16 protein-coding genes and 1 pseudogene are annotated in these 17,527 nt (G+C 43.8%); 5 read left to right on the plus strand and 12 right to left on the minus strand.

Translation table 11 applies throughout. The features are described 5' to 3' along the window. Positions 1-28: 28 nt before the first annotated feature. Complete coding sequence (biuH, locus tag AAIH57_RS07300) at positions 29-712, minus strand: biuret amidohydrolase (protein WP_413032972.1); 684 nt, start codon at positions 710-712, stop codon at positions 29-31. A gap of 305 nt (positions 713-1,017) precedes the next feature. Here biuH and AAIH57_RS07305 point away from each other — a divergent pair, with 305 nt between their 5' ends. Beyond that, entirely contained in the window at positions 1,018-1,200 is a 183-nt protein-coding gene (locus AAIH57_RS07305) for a hypothetical protein (RefSeq protein WP_175398861.1), read from the plus strand. A 37-nt stretch (positions 1,201-1,237) separates the two neighbouring features. Here the strand turns inward: AAIH57_RS07305 and AAIH57_RS07310 are convergent, their stop codons facing one another. From AAIH57_RS07310 to AAIH57_RS07320, 3 genes are all read right to left on the minus strand, one after another. After that, positions 1,238-1,777, minus strand: a complete 540-nt coding sequence (locus tag AAIH57_RS07310; RefSeq protein WP_413032971.1) for a GNAT family N-acetyltransferase — start codon at positions 1,775-1,777, stop codon at positions 1,238-1,240. 206 nt (positions 1,778-1,983) lie between these two features. Beyond that, positions 1,984-3,186: a glycoside hydrolase family 5 protein gene (locus AAIH57_RS07315; protein WP_430021111.1), complete on the minus strand. Its 1,203-nt coding sequence runs from the start codon at positions 3,184-3,186 to the stop codon at positions 1,984-1,986. A gap of 364 nt (positions 3,187-3,550) precedes the next feature. Continuing rightward, a complete protein-coding gene (locus AAIH57_RS07320) occupies positions 3,551-4,969 on the minus strand; it encodes a glycoside hydrolase family 4 (RefSeq protein ID WP_430021112.1) in 1,419 nt (472 codons plus the stop codon). Between the two features lie 173 nt (positions 4,970-5,142). On the opposite strand from AAIH57_RS07320, the gene AAIH57_RS07325 reads away from it, so the two are divergent. After that, positions 5,143-5,994 carry an AraC family transcriptional regulator gene (locus AAIH57_RS07325; RefSeq protein ID WP_430021113.1) on the plus strand — a complete coding sequence of 284 codons (852 nt, stop codon included), beginning with the start codon at positions 5,143-5,145 and terminating at the stop codon, positions 5,992-5,994. A gap of 109 nt (positions 5,995-6,103) precedes the next feature. Here AAIH57_RS07325 and AAIH57_RS07330 read toward each other — a convergent pair whose 3' ends face one another. The 4 genes from AAIH57_RS07330 to AAIH57_RS07345 form a co-directional block, all read right to left on the minus strand. Continuing rightward, positions 6,104-6,529, minus strand: a complete 426-nt coding sequence (locus tag AAIH57_RS07330; protein WP_175398866.1) for a MarR family winged helix-turn-helix transcriptional regulator — start codon at positions 6,527-6,529, stop codon at positions 6,104-6,106. A gap of 142 nt (positions 6,530-6,671) precedes the next feature. Continuing rightward, entirely contained in the window at positions 6,672-7,412 is a 741-nt protein-coding gene (gene nfsA / locus AAIH57_RS07335; RefSeq protein WP_430021114.1) for an oxygen-insensitive NADPH nitroreductase, read from the minus strand. 26 nt (positions 7,413-7,438) lie between these two features. Then, positions 7,439-8,773, minus strand: coding sequence for an NtaA/DmoA family FMN-dependent monooxygenase (locus AAIH57_RS07340; protein WP_430021115.1), 1,335 nt, complete (start codon positions 8,771-8,773; stop codon positions 7,439-7,441). Between the two features lie 116 nt (positions 8,774-8,889). Continuing rightward, positions 8,890-9,993, minus strand: a complete 1,104-nt coding sequence (locus AAIH57_RS07345; protein WP_430021116.1) for a Gfo/Idh/MocA family protein — start codon at positions 9,991-9,993, stop codon at positions 8,890-8,892. A 294-nt stretch (positions 9,994-10,287) separates the two neighbouring features. Between AAIH57_RS07345 and AAIH57_RS07350 the strand changes: the two genes are divergently transcribed. Together AAIH57_RS07350 and AAIH57_RS07355 are read left to right on the plus strand one after the other, a co-directional pair. Beyond that, positions 10,288-10,641 (plus strand): winged helix-turn-helix transcriptional regulator, encoded by a 354-nt coding sequence (locus AAIH57_RS07350; RefSeq protein ID WP_175398870.1) that lies wholly within the window; start codon positions 10,288-10,290, stop codon positions 10,639-10,641. 231 nt (positions 10,642-10,872) lie between these two features. Beyond that, positions 10,873-11,376: a DedA family protein gene (locus AAIH57_RS07355; RefSeq protein WP_175398871.1), complete on the plus strand. Its 504-nt coding sequence runs from the start codon at positions 10,873-10,875 to the stop codon at positions 11,374-11,376. Positions 11,377-11,425: 49 nt separating this feature from the next. Here AAIH57_RS07355 and AAIH57_RS07360 read toward each other — a convergent pair whose 3' ends face one another. Beyond that, positions 11,426-12,409 carry an alpha/beta hydrolase gene (locus tag AAIH57_RS07360; RefSeq protein WP_430021117.1) on the minus strand — a complete coding sequence of 328 codons (984 nt, stop codon included), beginning with the start codon at positions 12,407-12,409 and terminating at the stop codon, positions 11,426-11,428. A gap of 51 nt (positions 12,410-12,460) precedes the next feature. Continuing rightward, positions 12,461-13,294, minus strand: a pseudogene (locus tag AAIH57_RS07365) (AraC family transcriptional regulator N-terminal domain-containing protein). Between the two features lie 262 nt (positions 13,295-13,556). Between AAIH57_RS07365 and AAIH57_RS07370 the strand changes: the two are divergent. Continuing rightward, complete coding sequence (locus AAIH57_RS07370) at positions 13,557-14,318, plus strand: SDR family oxidoreductase (RefSeq protein ID WP_430021118.1); 762 nt, start codon at positions 13,557-13,559, stop codon at positions 14,316-14,318. Between the two features lie 217 nt (positions 14,319-14,535). Here AAIH57_RS07370 and AAIH57_RS07375 read toward each other — a convergent pair whose 3' ends face one another. Together AAIH57_RS07375 and AAIH57_RS07380 are read right to left on the minus strand one after the other, a co-directional pair. Continuing rightward, positions 14,536-17,037: an FAD-dependent oxidoreductase gene (locus AAIH57_RS07375; RefSeq protein ID WP_430021119.1), complete on the minus strand. Its 2,502-nt coding sequence runs from the start codon at positions 17,035-17,037 to the stop codon at positions 14,536-14,538. Then, the gene (locus AAIH57_RS07380) at positions 17,034-17,348 is read right to left on the minus strand and encodes an ArsR/SmtB family transcription factor (RefSeq protein ID WP_430021120.1); all 315 of its coding nucleotides are present in this window, start codon (positions 17,346-17,348) and stop codon (positions 17,034-17,036) included. The genes AAIH57_RS07375 and AAIH57_RS07380 overlap by 4 nt, the downstream gene beginning before the upstream one ends. Positions 17,349-17,527 lie beyond the last annotated feature (179 nt).

Genomic DNA, 17,527 nt, shown 5'->3' on the forward strand with positions numbered 1-17,527 from the left:
TTTTGTCTGTTTTTATGGTATTGTCTGCTTAAAACATAGCTAGTGCTTTCAAAACCTCGCTTGAGCTGCTGACACTGCCGAACACGCCGCCCTGCATTTTAACCATTTGAAGCGCCGCGTGATGATTATCCGGATCGGTTGCTCCCGTGCAATCCTCAAGAATCAAACATTCATATCCTCTGTCATTGGCTTCGCGCATTGTCGTGTGCACGCAAACATCCGTTGTGATCCCCGTCAAAATTAAGTGGGTAATTCCTTTATTCTTTAAGATCAGATCCAAGTCCGTCGCATAAAAACTGCCCTTACCTGGTTTGTCAATGATCGATTCCCCTTCGATGGGTGCAAGCTCCTGGGTAATCTGCCAACCCGGTTCACCTCTAACCAATATGCGTCCCGCAGGCCCAAGCGAGCCTATTTCTGAACCGATCTGTTTGCTGCGCCACTGTTTGTTCGCGGGTAAATCAGACAGATCCGGCTTATGTCCCTCTCTCGTATGGATGACGTGAAAACCTTTAATTTGTCGAACTCGCTGAAGAAGTGTTTGAATGGGCCCAATCGGTTTGGCCGTCAAGGACAAGTCATACCCCATCTGGTCCACATAACCACCTTTGCCACAAAAGTCGATTTGCATATCGATGATGACTAATGCTGTTCTCATGGGATCGACACTCCCGTCAAAAGGCCAATGATAAGGCTCTGCTGTAATTTGCATGTTCTAGTCCCCTTTCAGTACGTATCAGCATTCATCTAGCAGGCCGTAATCACATGTTACATAACCTGACTTTTATGATCGTTTTTCTTCTTGTGTCATATTATATTACGAAAAAATCCGTAAGTCTTTGTGTTTTTTCATAAAAAGTATTGATTTAATTTTGTAATTTTCACAAAAACACGACTTATATGTTATTAAATATGACATTAAGCTTGTTAACTTCTTCTATTTCCTTCCTTTCTCCTTAGTGTGGAGAATAGAATGGCAGGTCCACAAGAGATAGTGGGAGGAGGGCATGATACGTAGTGAGCCGTAACACGTTTCAATCCATGTTTGATTCATCACAGAACAAGTTGTTATTCTCCCTCTGGACAGGAACTTGTGCCGATAAGACAACAAAAAAAGCCGCTAAATTAGCGGCATTTAATGAGAGCATGCTTTTGACCCTCGACAGCTCACTTTGCTTTATTGTGTTCATGATTTCTTAATCGTTCCTCTTATGCAAAGGGTTCTTTATATTATTTGTTACGTAGCCACTACGTGATGCAGCTCAATGCTGCTCTCGATAAAGGTCGACCGTTCCACATGATACAGATCATAGATCTGTTCCTTGGCATTAATCGATAGATACATTTCATGATACAAATCATTGGCTAACTTTACATAAGGCAACTTCTGTGCGGCTTTACTGGATCGGATATTTTGCTTGCGAATTTTCATAAATACCGTTTCGATCGCATGTTCGAGGAAAAGTTCAGTCAAAAAGGCGGATTTCGCTCGTTGGCTGTACCCTTTTCCGAAATACGGCGCTCCAATCCATGTAGCCAGGTAACCCGTGTTATTTACGACATGATACAAATCAATGGTTCCGATCGGCTGTCCAGTTTCGTTCAGAATCGTTCGGGAAATCGTGGTATTCTGTTCTTCTTCATCCATCAACTGCTTGGTCAGGAATAAATATTCCTCATGCGACTGGCACTGGTAACGAACGTAAGGTGACACTGCGGGGTCTATCAATAAGCTGTACAGTGTGTGGCATTCATGCAAATCTCGTTTTTTCAACATTCTGTCTACCACCTAGTCCTTTTAGTTCGCTATTTCAAGCAAATTAAGTATATAAAAGGTATTGTGGAGTTTAATGAATTCTGTATGTGTCTTATGTAAATTTCATTGGAAAAATGTACCTCATACCTCTACGGATCGCACAAAAAAACGGCATGTCCCTTCTTATGAAAGGACACGCCAATTTCATGATAAAACACGATCTTAGATTATTGCATACCTTCCATGATGGCATTAATGATGCCTTGCTGAGTGATTGTATTGTTTGAACGGTTAAACAAAGCGAAACCATGCTGACCGTTATGTCCATTGTCCCAATACACCGGCACGGCACCATACTTCTTGGCGGTTGCTGTTACCGCTTTGGCATAGGCTTGACGATATACGTTATTGCTAGCGTCGTAAGCTGTTTTATCAATAGAACCGAATTCACCAATCACAACAGGATAGCCCTGCGTTACAAACTTGTCGTACATCGATTTGAACTGCGAATTCAGATAATCCTCTTGCCCCCAAGTAGACTTCTTCGAAGGATTTGCTGCCGTTGCACCCCACTGGGTGATATTGCCGTTCTCCTCACCTGCAAAATCCCAAGGGGAGTAGTAGTGTGCCGAGATCATGATTCTCTTCTGGGAGCTGGGAATTGCCGAGGATCTGAATTGATCGGTCGGGAGCGCGAATCCATAATTGCCTACAGTGTAATCAATATTTGTATTCCAGCCTGGAATCAGCAGCCATCTGGCGTTGTTGTTGCCTCCGGTTTTCCGGACCGTGTCCACAAAGATTTGGTTGTAGGCGTTCAGATTAGCATAATACGCCGAATTCGGATTACCGTAATTTCCGTCGAACACTTCGTTCATGGATTCGAAAATAAGACGCTCATTATAGCTGCTGAACTTGGTAGCAATTTGCTGCCATACCTTTTGATATTTTTCCTTAATGGCAGCCTGATTGCTGCCGTTTACCAGAAGCCATCCACCCGGAACGGAATTATACCCATCCCCATGAATGTTAATAACCACATATAAGCCTTCATTATATGCATAGTCAACTACGGTTTGGATCCGATCCAGCCATGTGGCGTTGACCGTATAATTGGGAGCGCTTCCAATATGATTTAAATAGGATACGGGAATTCGAATTGTTTTGAAGCCAGCAGCCTTCACCTTTTTGATCAATTCTGGGGTGACGACAGGATTGCCCCATGCTGTCTCATTCGGTACACCGTTTACTGCTGCTTCAAGCTGATTCCCCAAATTCCATCCTGCACCCATCTCCGATACGATTTGCGAAGCTGTTAATGATCTGAAATCAGCTGCCGATGCCCGGGTACTCCACCCGGTAAATGCCACAGCTGCCAACAATACTAGCCCTAAGCTGCAAACGCCAAATTTCCTCATTTTTTTGAGCATAACCAAACCTCCGCTTATTTTGTTTTTTTCAACAAGCAGTGCCGTTACTCTCTTTATCCCCATTGGATGATTCGATAATCTTCCCCCCTTCCGTATCGATCAAACAAATGAAATAGCCGCCTAACAAGAACAGAATAACACAAATATGGAAAATAAAGAACGATATTCTGTCTATGATTTTTCGACAAATATTTTTTTGTTCTATATCTGGTACAGGTACGTGAGAACGAGATCAGCAACAGGAGATGGATGAAAGATATACGTGTTCGTTTGCGGCTTGAAACAAAAAAAGTCGCCTATTAGCGACTTTCATCGTACATAAGAATTCATTAATGATTCAGATGCGAAACTTACCTATGATGATTTATTCAGAAATCCAATTCCGGTTTAGCCCATCTGCATACCAGATACCCGGAATCATCTCGCGCTCCAATGCCAGCAATTCTTTGATGATCTTATCCGCGTCACTGATGGAACTTACGAGCGGATCCGTTAACATGGCTCTCCTCAGCTTTTCATAACTCTGCTCCACGACCGCCTCCACCGTAAGCTCATGCGTATCCAGCACAAGCTCCTGCATCCCTCGAATTCCTCGCGGCATCTCACCTACGTGGACCGGCTTCGCTCCATCCATGCTTACATCGCATAACAGCTCCAGGAATGAATCATGATTCATATTGGTTACCGCCCCGTTGTTAAGCGTATTGATAAAAAACCGTTTTCCCAAATTCCCCACCATATTTTCGATAATGTCTGTGGCATGATCCGGGCCGAAAGTACGCATGTATTCAGCGATCGGAATGTTACCAGTGAGGAAGTCATCCACCTGCTGCCACATCTCATCATGACGCTGATACCGGTCCTCCGTCTCCCAGATTGATAACGGCGGAATGGCGTCTGGCGTCTTACCAAGGCCCTGCCAAAAACGGACGTATTCCTTCGTGTGTGCTGTACAGGTAGGAATATAGCCAAAGGTGTCGTACAGTTCGTACGTGATGGCGTCGTTATGAAGTGCTTTTGCACCGCGGTCTCCGCCGTTGTTCTCTTCACCAGCCGCCTTGCGCATGGTCTCAGCGATCGCAGGCATGAGATTCTTTCCTTCATATTCCGCTTTTAGCAGCCACGTGAAATGATTGACGCCGGCGATACGAAAATCGAATTTTCGGTCGATCTCTTCGTTAAACTCGTTCCGGTCTCCAATAATTCCGGCTCGTATTGCGTAAAAGGCCTTTTTATGCGGCATATGGTGGCTGTCGCACAGCGCAAACGATTTCAGCTTCGGGGCATAACGGTGTAACGCGATACCATGGACGGTAGACGGATTAATGTAGTTGATAACCCAAGCATCGGGACACAACTCTTCAATGTCTTTAGCGCATTCCATGATTACCGGCAGCTCCCGCATCGCCCGAAAAATCCCGCCCGGCCCGATTGTATCCCCGGAGCACATGCGGATGCCATATTTTAAAGACACTTGGCAATCAATACCCCGATATTTCACCGATTGCTCCGCAAAACTGAGCACAACGAAGTCGGCTTCCGAAAGCACCTTTCTTCGATCCGTCGAGCCCTCCACCTTCAACGATACGTTGTTCTCCCGAGCCACCATTTCTGCGAGTCTTACCATTTTCGATAGTCTTTCCTCATCCGTATCCACTAGAGCAAGCGTTCCCTGATTCAGGTAAGGGGAGTGGATCATCTGCCAAATGGATTGACGTCCGAAAAATAGACTGCCTGCTCCGATCACGACAACCTTTGGTTGCTGCATGTTTGAACTATTCATAATTAACCCTCCTCATATGTTATAAGTTCATTATAGGAGAGTGGAGCAAAAGCGGAATGTGCGATAGTTTTTAAAACATGTCAAATAGTATGATCATTAACAACCCATTAATCCTTTGATATACTAATTGAAAATGAAGGATGTCATGCGGTAGAGGAAATTGGGAGGTTCTAATGAATGAAGGCAAAATAAATATGAGTATACTCAACGAACTCTCGGAGTACATTACTCTCCGGATGAGTTCTTATTTAGAACAAGTTCACGATATAGGCTGGATTGAACACAAGTCTCATCCCGATTACGATCTCTGGTTCATCCAATCGGGTTCCGTCAAAGTCACACTTGATGGGATCGAACATATAGCATTCCCGGGAGACGTCGTCTTTTTTTATCCCGATCTGCCCTATATCGCCTCAACAAACGAAGATCATTGCAGATTCATATATATCCACTTTGATTTCGGCATCGGCGACCAACAGCGAATTCTGGACGAGTTTCTACTCCCGGGCATTGTGCCGGGCAACCTGATCCATGAGGAAGTCACGCTGTTCACCACAGCCTATCACCGCTTAAAGCGGGGCAGCGGCACGTCAGGGAACCAGCTTTACTTAAAAGCTTCTCTTCTCGTCGTCATCGCGCAGATCCTCGAGCTTCACAAACAAGGTACCTATGCTGGTACATTCCTGGACGGTAAACACCCAAGAAAAACAGAAGGAAGCCTGGAATTCCTGCAGGACGTATTCCAATACGTGGATGCGAACCTGGAGTGTTCCATTCGGATCAACGAACTCGCGGCAATTGCCGGTGTCTCCGAGAAGTATTTTATCTCCTTATTCAAGAAAACCGTAGGTATCACGCCAGGACAGTACATTTCCCGGATCAAAATGAATCGGGCAAGGGATTATCTCTACGAAAAAAAATATACGATACAACAGATCGCTGGTTTCCTCGGGTATCCCGATCCCTTTACATTTTCTAAAGCCTTCAAAAAATATTACAACGTGCCTCCTTCAAAATTCGAGTAGGCGCGCTGTACTTTTGAAATAAAAAAAGCCGCTGAAATAGCGGCTTGTTTCACATGCATTTAATCTGGATTACTAATTATATCTTGAGAACTGAATACTTATAAGCGAGCTATACTATATTACTCTCCATTTGATGCATTAGTTGTCTTAAGATCAACCGATCTTCCTTAGATATGGAATGCAGTAATTTTTCCTGCTGTTCCTTCCATTTGTTTTCAACCGGCTTTTCTAATTCTTTGCCTTTATCCGTTAGATATATACGCATGATTCTTGCATCTTGTTCATCACGTTTCCGATATATAAATCCGTTCTGCTCCAATGATTTAACCATATTAGTTACCGTAGGCGGTTCACATTTTAAGTGTTCACATAGTTGCATTTGTGTTACCCCGTCACCCAACCACAGTCGATACAACAAATTATCTTGTCCTACGTAGAGATTGATCTCCCTTAGAGATTCACTATAATTTCGACGCATTTGGGAAGAAATCCGATCTAACGTCTGTCGAATATCACAATCCACTGGATCTGTCATGAATGTTCCCTCCCTGCCCCCGAATTATAGTTAGTATACTAAATGTATCACGGTGAAATACAGGTGTCAATTTACCTAGAGTTCCCCTATTAGGGACAGGTTTCGTATCTAATTTTCACAAATGATAGCTTTGTTTAGAAACTCATTTTTTTGCAAATCCTTGCTTGTTCAAGTAGTCCATCATTTCAGGCTGAATACTTCTTTCAAGATGATCCTGGATATGGTCACTCCATCCTTTTACTTTTTTCACGGTGAAAGGAGCCTTAACCGGACGACTTTTATAATACTTCAGCATGGTTTCATCGTAGACAGCTAATTTCTCTCGATCAAGGGGGTGATACTGATTTTCCAGTAAAACCATGGATTGTGGAAGCCGGGGTTTCAGCTCAGGTTTATCTCCAGCTGGATGGCCAATACATAATCCGACCAAAGGAATCACATACTTCGGTAAATTTAATACGTCAGATAGTTCGGAAATATTGGCTCTGACCGCACCAATAAAAACACCGCCAAGTCCCAGGGATTCGGCTGCCGTTAACGCGTTCTGTGCCATTAGTCCGGCATCGAATGATCCGATCAATAGAAATTCAATAAATTCAATATCCACATCCGGGGCAATTTGATGGTTCCGGTTAAAATCTGCACAGAAAATCCAAAACTCTGCCGCTTCTTCAATATAAGGTTGATCGACACAGAGATGTCTGACTTTTTTTCGAAGTACCGGGTCTGTGATTCGAATAATGGACACGGCCTGCAGAAGGCTGAACGATGAGGTTTGATTAGCTGCCTGAAAGATTGCGTCCCGTTGTTCTTCCGTAAGGGGTTGAGATGTGTAAGCACGAAACGATGTATGGTTATGAAGCAATTCGAGTGTATTATTCATAAAAGTCCTCTCCAATATTTAGTTATTTAAATTTTCCGCATCCCATATTCGTAAGGAACGCCCATATTCTCGCGTAGTGTTTTCCCTTCATATTCCCTATGAAATAATCCCCGGTCCTGCAATATCGGGACAACCAGGTTCACAAAATCGGCAACTCCATCAAAGGATATATCGGGTACAACCGAGAAGCCGTCACATGCACCCGCCACAAACCATTCTTCCAAGAAATCAGCGACTTGCTCAGGGGTACCTGCAACTACCGGATGATAGTTAATGACTCCGTGGGCGAGAACATCCCGAATAGATAACCCTTGAAACAACAACTTCAATGCTCTTGCGGAACGTGGATCCATTGGGTTGGCATATGCATTCTTCAGTAAGTCGTGGGCTAAAGGTTTATCTATATCTACCGAATTTACGGATAAAGGCAGACCAACCATAGAACCAAGGTAACTTACCCTGTTGGGAATCTCCTCCGGATTAAAACTCATAAGTTGTTTTCGACGTACTAGAGCCTCTTCTTCCGTTGAAGCCAGAGAAAACATGAAACCTGCAAACATCTTGATATCATCGGGGTTTCGGCCGAAACGGGCAGCACTTTCCCGAATCGCTTGCCTTTGTTCACGAGCAGACTCTATATCATAAGGATTGGCGTAGACGCCAGAAGCGTATTTTCCCGCCAATTCCAATCCCTCTCTCCCTCCTCCAGCCTGGAAAATAACAGGCTGGCCCTGTTCGGATGGCGGGATCGGCAACGGACCGCGAGATGCATAATATTGACCTTGAAGGTTTATGGGCTGAATTTTGTCCATATCGGCAAATGTCCCTCCTTCTACATCTAACGTCCAAGCGTCTGGTTCCCAGCTCCCCCACAATGCCTGCACGATTTGGATGCTCTCATGCGCCTTGTCATAGCGTTCTTGGCGATTGGCAACCCTTGAACCGAAATTAGCTGCCGCTAAGGGATCAGATGTGGTAACTGCATTCCACCCTACACGTCCATGACTGATTACATCCAGTGCTTTGAACTGACGCGCGATATTGTAAGGATAATTAAATGTCGTAGAGAGAGTAGCAACAAGCCCAATATGGTTCGTCTCTCTTGCTACAGCCATTAGAGCCAGCATAGGGTCCATAGGAAACATAGGCGTCTGAGGCCCTAAGTTAACGGTTAATGCTGGAGTATCGGCAATGAAAATCATTTGAAATTTTCCTTTTTCGGCTAATTTAGCCCGTTCCACATATTGATCCGTATTGGTATAAGCTGCTGGGTCGGTACCAGGCATTCTCCAGGCGCTGAACTCAGCTCCATACCCAGAAACCATTTGTAGAGCCAGCTGCATCTCACTTCTTGTTTTCATGTCGTTCTTCTCCTTACTCCGAAAGCCACAGCGTAAAATCACCTTTTTGTAATCCTTTAATAATTAGCCTGTTAACTAAAAGTTGATAGCTTTGTTCTGTCCCTAACTTTTCAGAATCAAAAATATTGACGTTCTCCAGTTCGTGCTGCTTTCTCTACTGCATCCAGTAACTGATGGAGTTTTACCGCATCCGCGAAAGTGGGTGTTAAGGATGTTCCTTCATGGATATCTTGGGCGAATTTACGATAAGCCTGAGCCATGTTCAGAACAAATCCTGGGTCATCTTTGAGAGAGTCTGGCACCCAGTAATAGGAATCGGGAATGGTTAGCTCACCAAGCTGTTGGTCATTAGTGCCTGCACCGCGCAATTGGTGTGACCCGAACTGAATTGAAGCAGGCGCACTCAGCACGATTGTACCCGTGTCACCGAAGATCTCAAGTGTAAGTCCGGTCTGATGTTTGACTCCGCCTTGAATATGAACACTGGCTGCTGCACCACTCGTCAATTTTCCTGTAATCAGTATTTGATCATCTGTCGTCTTCTTGATGACTTTCTGGATATCCACCAATTCGACTTCAGGGAACTGTTGCGCCGTGACCGCCGAAAGTTCGGTGAAATCCCCAAGCATATAGGTAAATGCATCTAAATTATGTCCACCTACAATGGTGAGCAAGTTCCCTCCAATCTTCCGGTCAAACAAATATGCTGTGGACTTGTCACCAACACCACCCATTCCATCAATGGAAATCTTCAGATTGGCTGACAATACTTTTCCAACATACCCTTCTGCCACTAGATCTTTCACATACTGAATTGCCGGGGCCTGTCTGGCTTGCAATCCAATCGCATTTGGCAATTGGCGATCAGCTACCCATTTCTGCATTTCAAGCGCTTCACCTGTATTGGATCCGAGTGGCCATTCGCAATAGATCGGTTTTCCAGCAGGAGCAATGGTTTGAACAGCATTATAATGTTCCTTAACGTTAATACTGACGACTACCATATCCACATCCGGATGCTGAGCCAAATCTTCCATGTTATCAAAACCGTGATCTGCGTGGAAAGCTTCTGCACTCTTCTTCGCACTCGCCATATTGCTTGTCCCAACTGCCGTAAGATCAAACTCATCCAAATGTTCAATGGCCGGAATATGAGTACCGCTTGCCCAACCATTGTTCACTGATGCACCTATGATTCCGGTTCGAATTTTTTTACTCAATGTAAAACATCTCCTTTTATTTTAATTTCACTGGTATCTGCTGAAACCTCCGAGTGTCTATAGCCCCACTACTGTCCTGCTAATATTCACTTATCAACTACTCCTTTCTATGGTATATTTATTTAGCCTACTAACTATATAGCGAAATAAGAATAATATCTTTCACATATTACGCAAACTAAACTTGTGTACGTGATTTGAAACAATCATAAGTTTATTCGTTTCGTTTGCAAAGAGGGCAATTTAAATGAACATAGTACATTTTTTCGTACCTATAGATGAGGAGTGAGTTCAATGAGAGTTTGTAATGAAGGATTTGACCAAGAGTTTATCGATAATAAAAGGGAAATGTACGCGATCGCCTTTACTCAAAATGTCCTTTCAGGACGATGGAAATACTTTATATTATGGTATCTGAAAGGTGAAACACGCCGTTATACGGATATAAAAAAATTCCTTGGAGGTTTATCACAAGGCTCTCTCACCAAGCAGCTTAAAGAGTTGGAAAACGATGGCGTTATCAAGCGTGATGTGTATCCGGAAGTTCCTCCACGAGTAGAGTACTCGTTAACCAACAAGGGAAACAAACTGCTGCCGATCCTTGAGAAGATGGCGGACTTCGGTAAAGAATACGGCGAAAAACCTTGATCTGTTGAGAGTTGTGCATGCCACTGAATGATATTATTATGAACATAAAGATAATAAAATTAAAAACATATCACAGTAATGGATATGATCTTGCCAACACACGTTTCGGGTGGAATGTAGATATAAGATCTCTTTACGAAGTTATCTTTAGATTTTCTTTAGAAATTTACTCATTAATTCCTTAGATTTTTTCATTATTATGTCTGTATCAACAAGAGAGGAGGTACATGAATGATCAGTACGACGATCATGGAGTTACTTCATCAGTATGGTTATCTGATTTTTTATTTTGCCTTCTCCCTGGGCCCTTTCGGAATTCCAATACCCAATGAGATCACAATTATCAGTGGTGCCATTTTGAGCCAGACAGGTATCATCAATTCATGGATCACATATTTCTGTATCTTATCCGGACTATTAACGGCGATTACTATAGCTTATTTTGCAGGTAAGTTATTTGGGAAAAAAATAAGGCACACATTACAAGATAATAAACATATGATCAAGGCTGAGCGCATACTGAATAAACGAGGCAATTGGGCAATGTGTATCGGTTTGTTTATTCCCATTGTGCGATATGTGCTGCCTTTGGTGATTGGACTGAGTGGGATCAAGTTTAAAAGATTTGCTCTTATATCCTATTCCAGTGCTCTGTTATGGACCATAACTTATTTTACAGCTGGAACCTACTTTGGTTCGCCCATCTTATCTACACTTCAATTATTTCATAATTAATCGATTTCGATACCTGACTACTGGCTTGATCATTACATGATCAAGCCCTTTAAACATTCTGCTTAACAAAATAATGATCTACAGCATATTTGAAGGCATTGATATAAAATGCTGTCGCCTTTTTGCTCACTTCTGCGTTTGGGTTAATAATATCAAATCCATGATAACACCCCTTATATATTTCGAACTCAACGGAAACCCCGGCTTTTCTTAAACGATCCACATATTGAATGGTCTCATCCCTGAATGGTTCAATATCCCCGACAAAAGTGACCGTAGGCGGCAGATTGCTGTAGTCCGAAGCTCTGGCCGCCGCTGCATAAGGCGGAACCGCATCTTCAGCTAACGCCCCCAAATATAATTTCCACGCCCATTTATTATAATTCGAGTTCCAGATTGGGGCATTGTTATCTTTTGCTGATTCCGTACCATTTCTATTATCTATCATTGGATAAAGAGGCATTTGGAACGCGATCTTCACTTCTCCTTTATCTCTCGCATATAGCGTAAGTGCAGCCGTCAGACCTCCACCTGCACTTTCTCCACCGACCATGAGTTGGTCGTCACGGATTCCAAGCTCTTTTGCCTGATTTTTCATCCAAAGCAGTGTGTCATAACAATCCTCCAGCGCAGCCGGATACTTCGCTTCTACGGATAAACGGTAATCCGGCGCGATAACCACACAATTTTTGGCACGGATTAATCTTGTACAAGCATGAACAAATTGCTCCGGATTCCCCATTGCATACCCACCGCCATGAATCCAAAGAACCCCGGGAAGATCTTGATGGTGATTAGCAGGTCGATAAATAAGAATACGTATTTTAGAATCGCTATTATGACGGGGGATCCACATTTCGCTACATGTAATGCCCTCAATATCTTTTATTTTTCCCGCCGATTTGTCTGATCTTATTTTAAATTTGACCATCGACTCCACCCACTTTTCTTCAGAAGAGGATTTCAACAATAAGTCAATAAGTCTGCCTTTAAATCGTAATTGTTTATCAATCATTTTTTTGGTTACCTTCATGGAATATCCCCACCTGTTTTGAATTTTTTAAATTACGCATGATTACCCAAATCAATTGAGTTCATATACGGAATCTCGGAAATGCTTGATATCGCTTATCGGGGGAAGTCCAAATAACCTGGCGTATTCCCTGTTGAACTGGGATGGACTCTCATAACCCACACTAAAACCCGCATTTGCCGCTGAAAAACCTTCTGTGAGAAGCAAACGTCGTGCCGTTTGCAATCGAATCGTCTTATGATACTGCAACGGACTCATTCCAGTTACACGCTTGAAGTGTTTGTGCAAGGACGTTACGCTCATGTTTACTTCTTTAGCCAGCTCGTTAATAACGAGAGGTTTGGAGTAGTCGCGGTTAATATGTTGGATGGCCTTGGATATACCTTGTGCATAACTGCCAATGACGGCAAATTACTGGAGTAACACCCCCTGCTCGCTCTGCAGCACTCGATAAAAAATTTCACGAATGTAGAGTGGAGCCAACATGGGAATATCGGCGGGACAATCAAGGAGTTTTACAAGCCGGATAACTGCCTCTAACATCGTTGGCGTGGACTGATTAACCATTATGCCGCGTCCCGTCTTTAAACTTTTCTTTTGATTCGATCTGTTGACGATGTCCAGCAGAACATCCGGATGAAGTATCAATTGCAGGCTCAAATAAGGAAGCTGCGCTGAAGCATTTGTAATTTTGCCGATCACGGGAAGATGAACGGATGACACCATATAGGAAGCTGAATCATAATGGTACGTTTCACCAACCAACGTAGCTGTCTTCGATCCTTGAACAATGATGTATAGAGAGGGCATATTAATTGTATACGTCGGTTCCGATTCTTGGCTGGCACGTCTGAAATGTAGTTCGGGTATGGCAGTGGAGTTCATACCTTCAACAGCAGAATGCCGCTCGGTAAGACGAAGCAATTCTTGTAGAGGGCTTGTAAAGGCATTCGTTTTGATGTGGTCGTTCACATGAATCACCGATCCTTATAAGGTCAATCTAATTCCTCAATTGTATCTGGCAGGGAAGGATTAGGCAATAAAAGCGCATGAATGGTCTACCTCATATAACGTAGATTTAACTATACTTCACAGTGTAAGTGCAGCAGAGCACTAGCAAAACTCACTATGAAGGAAGGGTTCATCCATGAGCGAAGAACAATACAAAATACATTCAGGAATTCAAGGTAAAGTTGTTATTATTACCGGGGCTAGCAGCGGGATCGGAGAAGCAACGGCACTTCTGCTTGCCGCACGTGGAGCTAAAGTTGTACTTGGAGCACGCGGAACCGATCGACTTGAGAAACTTGCGGAACGAATTGTGAATCAGGGGGGTCAAGCGGTTTATGCAAGCATTGATGTGAAACGGCGTGAAGACTTAACCCGTCTTGTCGCGCTAGGTTGTGAAAAGTACGGCAAGATTGACGTATTTATTAACAATGCCGGAGTCATGCCGATCTCTCCCCTTGATGAATTAAGGATCGAAGATTGGGAAGCGATGATCGATGTAAACATGAAGGGCGTTCTGTACGGGATAGCCGCAGCGCTACCTCTTTTTCGCGAACAAGGATCGGGACATTTCGTGACCACCTCTTCCACCGCAGGACATAAGACAGTGCCCAATCAATCTGTTTATTCAGGAACAAAGTTCGCAGTTCGGGCCATTTCCGAGGGGCTTCGTCAAGAGGCCGGCAATCAAATGCGTGTAACCGTAATATCGCCTGGTATTGTAAAAACAAATTTCACTGAAAGTGTAACAAATAGCGAAGTAAGAGATAAACTCGCATCTATTCGGGACGAAATGGCAATGCCTCCGGATGCGGTTGCTCGTGCCATTGCATTCGCCATTGAGCAACCTGACGATATTGACGTAAACGAGATTGTAATCCGTCCCACTGCACAAGCTTAGGGCACAGCCGCATAAAATATTGACACAATGGCAAAACTCTTGCCCCTCCACAACATATTAAGGTATGGTTGGTTTCTGTATGTAAGAAAAAGAAGATCATCCAAACGGTACTTATCGTTGGATGGTCTTCTCTTCATTATACTTTATGAAATTTTAACCGGATGCCAGCATGCTTCAATGTCTTCAATGACAACCAGTTTATGCAGCTTCAATTGTTTTATATAAACAGGTTATGATTTGCATGAGCAGCCTGGCCCAAGTAGTAACCCACACCTCCAAGCTTAACATCATCCATTAATTCTTCGCGATGAATTCCCATTAAATCCATGGACATCTGGCAGGCGACGATCTCAACTCCTTGGGAAGTTGCGGTTTGAATCAGTTCTTCCAGTGAAGGAACATTATTATTCTTCATAAGACCTCGGATAATTTTCGGCCCAATACCCAACATGTTCATTCTGGACATGCCAAGCTTGCGGCTACCACGTGGAAGCATCATATCAAACATACGAGCGATAATGGTTTTGGATACTGGCTGCGGCTCATGTTTACGAATAATATTCAATCCCCAGAATGTAAAAAACATCGTTACTTTGCGTCCACTTGCAGCTGCACCATTTGCAATAATAAGAGAAGCAATTGCTTTATCCAGATCTCCGCTGAAGATCACCATCGTGCTGGCAGGCTCAGCATTAGCAGTTTCCATTGCTGGAGATACAGGCTGTTTTGTTTTCTTGGCTACAATCGCCTCAATAATACCGCCCTTGCCTCGCTCCAACTGCAGGAGCGGGGAACCAGACATTGCTGCCCACGCTTTCATATCTTCATAAAAACCCGGATCCGAAGCTTTAATATGCAACGTCTGTCCATCCGTCAGTTCATCCATTTTCTGTTTGACTTGTATTAACGGACCGGGACAACTCAAACCGCATACATCCAGTTCCTTATCAATATGCACTGGCTGTCCGGATGCCAGATTGGTCTCCCCAAACGAAGTTCCTTTTACTGTAGGCACTTGCTCACTATGGTCCTGGCCACCATTATGATTACTGTTTTCGGAAGAAAATGGAGCTGGCTTAAATTGAGCTTGACGGTATGTTTTATAGCCTCCACTCAAATTTTTAACGCTAAAGCCATGCTGACGCAAAATTTGCGAAGCCGTATACCCACGTAAACCGACCTGACAGTATACCCAAATTTCTTTGGTGGAATCCAATTCATTTAAACGCTCACGAAGCTCATCCACCGGAATACTTACTGAACCCGGAATATTCCCATTACGATGTTCCAAGTCACTGCGTACATCCAGCAGTATGGATTGTTCCGGCTCGCGTGCAGACAGCTGATCATAGGTGAAAGTTTTCACACGTCCTGCCAAGAGATTCTCCGCTGCATAGCCAACCATATTAACAGGATCTTTCGCAGAGGAATACGGCGGTGCATAACTCAGCTCAAGCTCCGTCAGATCGCTGACGTAACCACCAAAATGAATGGCTGCGGCAATGTCATCAATCCGTTTGTCCACACCATCATATCCTACGGCCTGAGCGCCCAGAATTTTACCTTCCGGTGTAAACAGCAGTTTAAGCGTAATCGCACTCGAACCCGGATAATAAGATGCATGAGAAGCAGGATGCACGATGACCGTCCGATAATCAATACCAAGACGCTTTAATGTTTTTTCATTACTGCCGGTAGAAGCTCCTGTCATTCCAAACACTTTAATTATGGATGTCCCTTGTGTTCCTTTGTAAGTGGAATGTATTCCGGCAATCCGATCAGCAACGATTCGACCTTGTTTGTTGGCAGGCCCTGCAAGCGGAACAGCTGTCTTATGTCCATGAATATAATCATTTACTTCGATGGCATCACCAACAGCATAAATATGCGGCACACTGCTTTCCAGCGCTTCGTTGACAATGATATGACCTCGTGTACCGAGGGAAATACCGCTATCCTTCAGGAAAGAAGTATCCGGAGTGACGCCTATCGCAAGAATAACCATATCAACAGACAAAACATCACCACCCGCAAGTTTAACACCAATGCCCTGTTCTTGAGCAAGAAAGCCCTGAACACGCTGGGAAAATAACAGGTTTATGCCATGCTGTTCCATTTCCTGTGCCAGTGCAGCTGCCAGTTCAGGATCAAACGGAGTAAGCAGTTGATCATTTCCCTCAACCAAAGTCACTTCAAGTCCTGCTTCCCTTAAATTTTCTGCCATTTCAACACCGATAAAGCCTCCACCTATAACGATTGCAGATTCGTTGTTATATGAATTAACTTGTTCTTTGATGCGGTCAATATCTGGAATATTTCGCACGGTATAAATACGTTCGTTATCCTTTCCCGGCAAATCGGGAATGATCGGACGTGCGCCAGGTGACAGAATCAACTCATCATAACTTTCTTCATATTGACCGAGCTCATGGCTTTGTACCTGCACCGTGCGATTGACCGAATCGACAGCTATGATCTCGCTCTTCGTTCGTACGTCAATTCGAAAGCGATCAGCCATCCCCTTAGGGGTTTGTACCAGCAGACGCTCGCGGTCAGCGATCGTTCCGCCAATATAATAAGGTAAACCGCAATTGGCAAACGATATATAAGGTCCTTTTTCAAAGATGACTATTTCCGCATGTTCATCCAGACGGCGCAGGCGAGCCGCTGCAGATGCACCACCTGCAACGCCCCCTACAATCAATACTTTTTTACTCATGACTCACAATCTTCCTCTCCAAACAAAATAGTAACAATCTGCGCAATTCGTTGGTCGGCAAGCACATAATTTACTTCAAGGCCGTTGCGCTCGGTAGCGACAATCCCCGTACTCCGCAGCTTCTGCAAGTGTTGAGACACGGTTGATTGCGGTAGATCCAGGCATTCCTGCATATAGGAAACATTACATTTCTTTTTTCGCATCAGCCCGCGGACAATGCACAGGCGAATTGGATGTGACAGAGCTTTAAGCAGATTTGCAGGTTCGTCAAATTGCGTCAGATCACTGCTTTCAAAAGCGTGAGTATCCATATTCATCTCTCCTAGAACGTTATATTAGAATATTACGATATAACGATATAGTTGTCAAATATCGAATACTATCTCTTTCCGCACCCCCCGCAAATCTGCGGAAGATTCAGCAGTTTTAGTCCAAACCAAATAACCCCCACAGTCAGGGAGGTTATTGGTTGGTTGTATGATGTTCTAAT

This window comes from Paenibacillus sp. MABNR03, from assembly GCF_050455445.1.
GTDB lineage: Bacteria > Bacillota > Bacilli > Paenibacillales > Paenibacillaceae > Paenibacillus > Paenibacillus xylanilyticus.

Bases quoted from the DNA above. Each gene is read 5' to 3' on its own strand.
- AAIH57_RS07380 (WP_430021120.1), bottom strand. From the start codon at position 17,348: ATGGATACTCACGCTTTTGAAAGCAGTGATCTGACGCAATTTGACGAA.
- AAIH57_RS07315 (WP_430021111.1), bottom strand. From the start codon at position 3,186: ATGCTCAAAAAAATGAGGAAATTTGGCGTTTGCAGCTTAGGGCTAGTA.
- AAIH57_RS07355 (WP_175398871.1), top strand. From the start codon at position 10,873: ATGATCAGTACGACGATCATGGAGTTACTTCATCAGTATGGTTATCTG.
- AAIH57_RS07370 (WP_430021118.1), top strand. From the start codon at position 13,557: ATGAGCGAAGAACAATACAAAATACATTCAGGAATTCAAGGTAAAGTT.
- AAIH57_RS07330 (WP_175398866.1), bottom strand. From the start codon at position 6,529: ATGACAGATCCAGTGGATTGTGATATTCGACAGACGTTAGATCGGATT.
- AAIH57_RS07340 (WP_430021115.1), bottom strand. From the start codon at position 8,773: ATGAAAACAAGAAGTGAGATGCAGCTGGCTCTACAAATGGTTTCTGGG.
- AAIH57_RS07325 (WP_430021113.1), top strand. From the start codon at position 5,143: ATGAATGAAGGCAAAATAAATATGAGTATACTCAACGAACTCTCGGAG.
- AAIH57_RS07310 (WP_413032971.1), bottom strand. From the start codon at position 1,777: ATGTTGAAAAAACGAGATTTGCATGAATGCCACACACTGTACAGCTTA.
- AAIH57_RS07375 (WP_430021119.1), bottom strand. From the start codon at position 17,037: ATGAGTAAAAAAGTATTGATTGTAGGGGGCGTTGCAGGTGGTGCATCT.
- nfsA (WP_430021114.1), bottom strand. From the start codon at position 7,412: ATGAATAATACACTCGAATTGCTTCATAACCATACATCGTTTCGTGCT.
- AAIH57_RS07360 (WP_430021117.1), bottom strand. From the start codon at position 12,409: ATGAAGGTAACCAAAAAAATGATTGATAAACAATTACGATTTAAAGGC.
- biuH (WP_413032972.1), bottom strand. From the start codon at position 712: ATGCAAATTACAGCAGAGCCTTATCATTGGCCTTTTGACGGGAGTGTC.
- AAIH57_RS07320 (WP_430021112.1), bottom strand. From the start codon at position 4,969: ATGAATAGTTCAAACATGCAGCAACCAAAGGTTGTCGTGATCGGAGCA.
- AAIH57_RS07350 (WP_175398870.1), top strand. From the start codon at position 10,288: ATGAGAGTTTGTAATGAAGGATTTGACCAAGAGTTTATCGATAATAAA.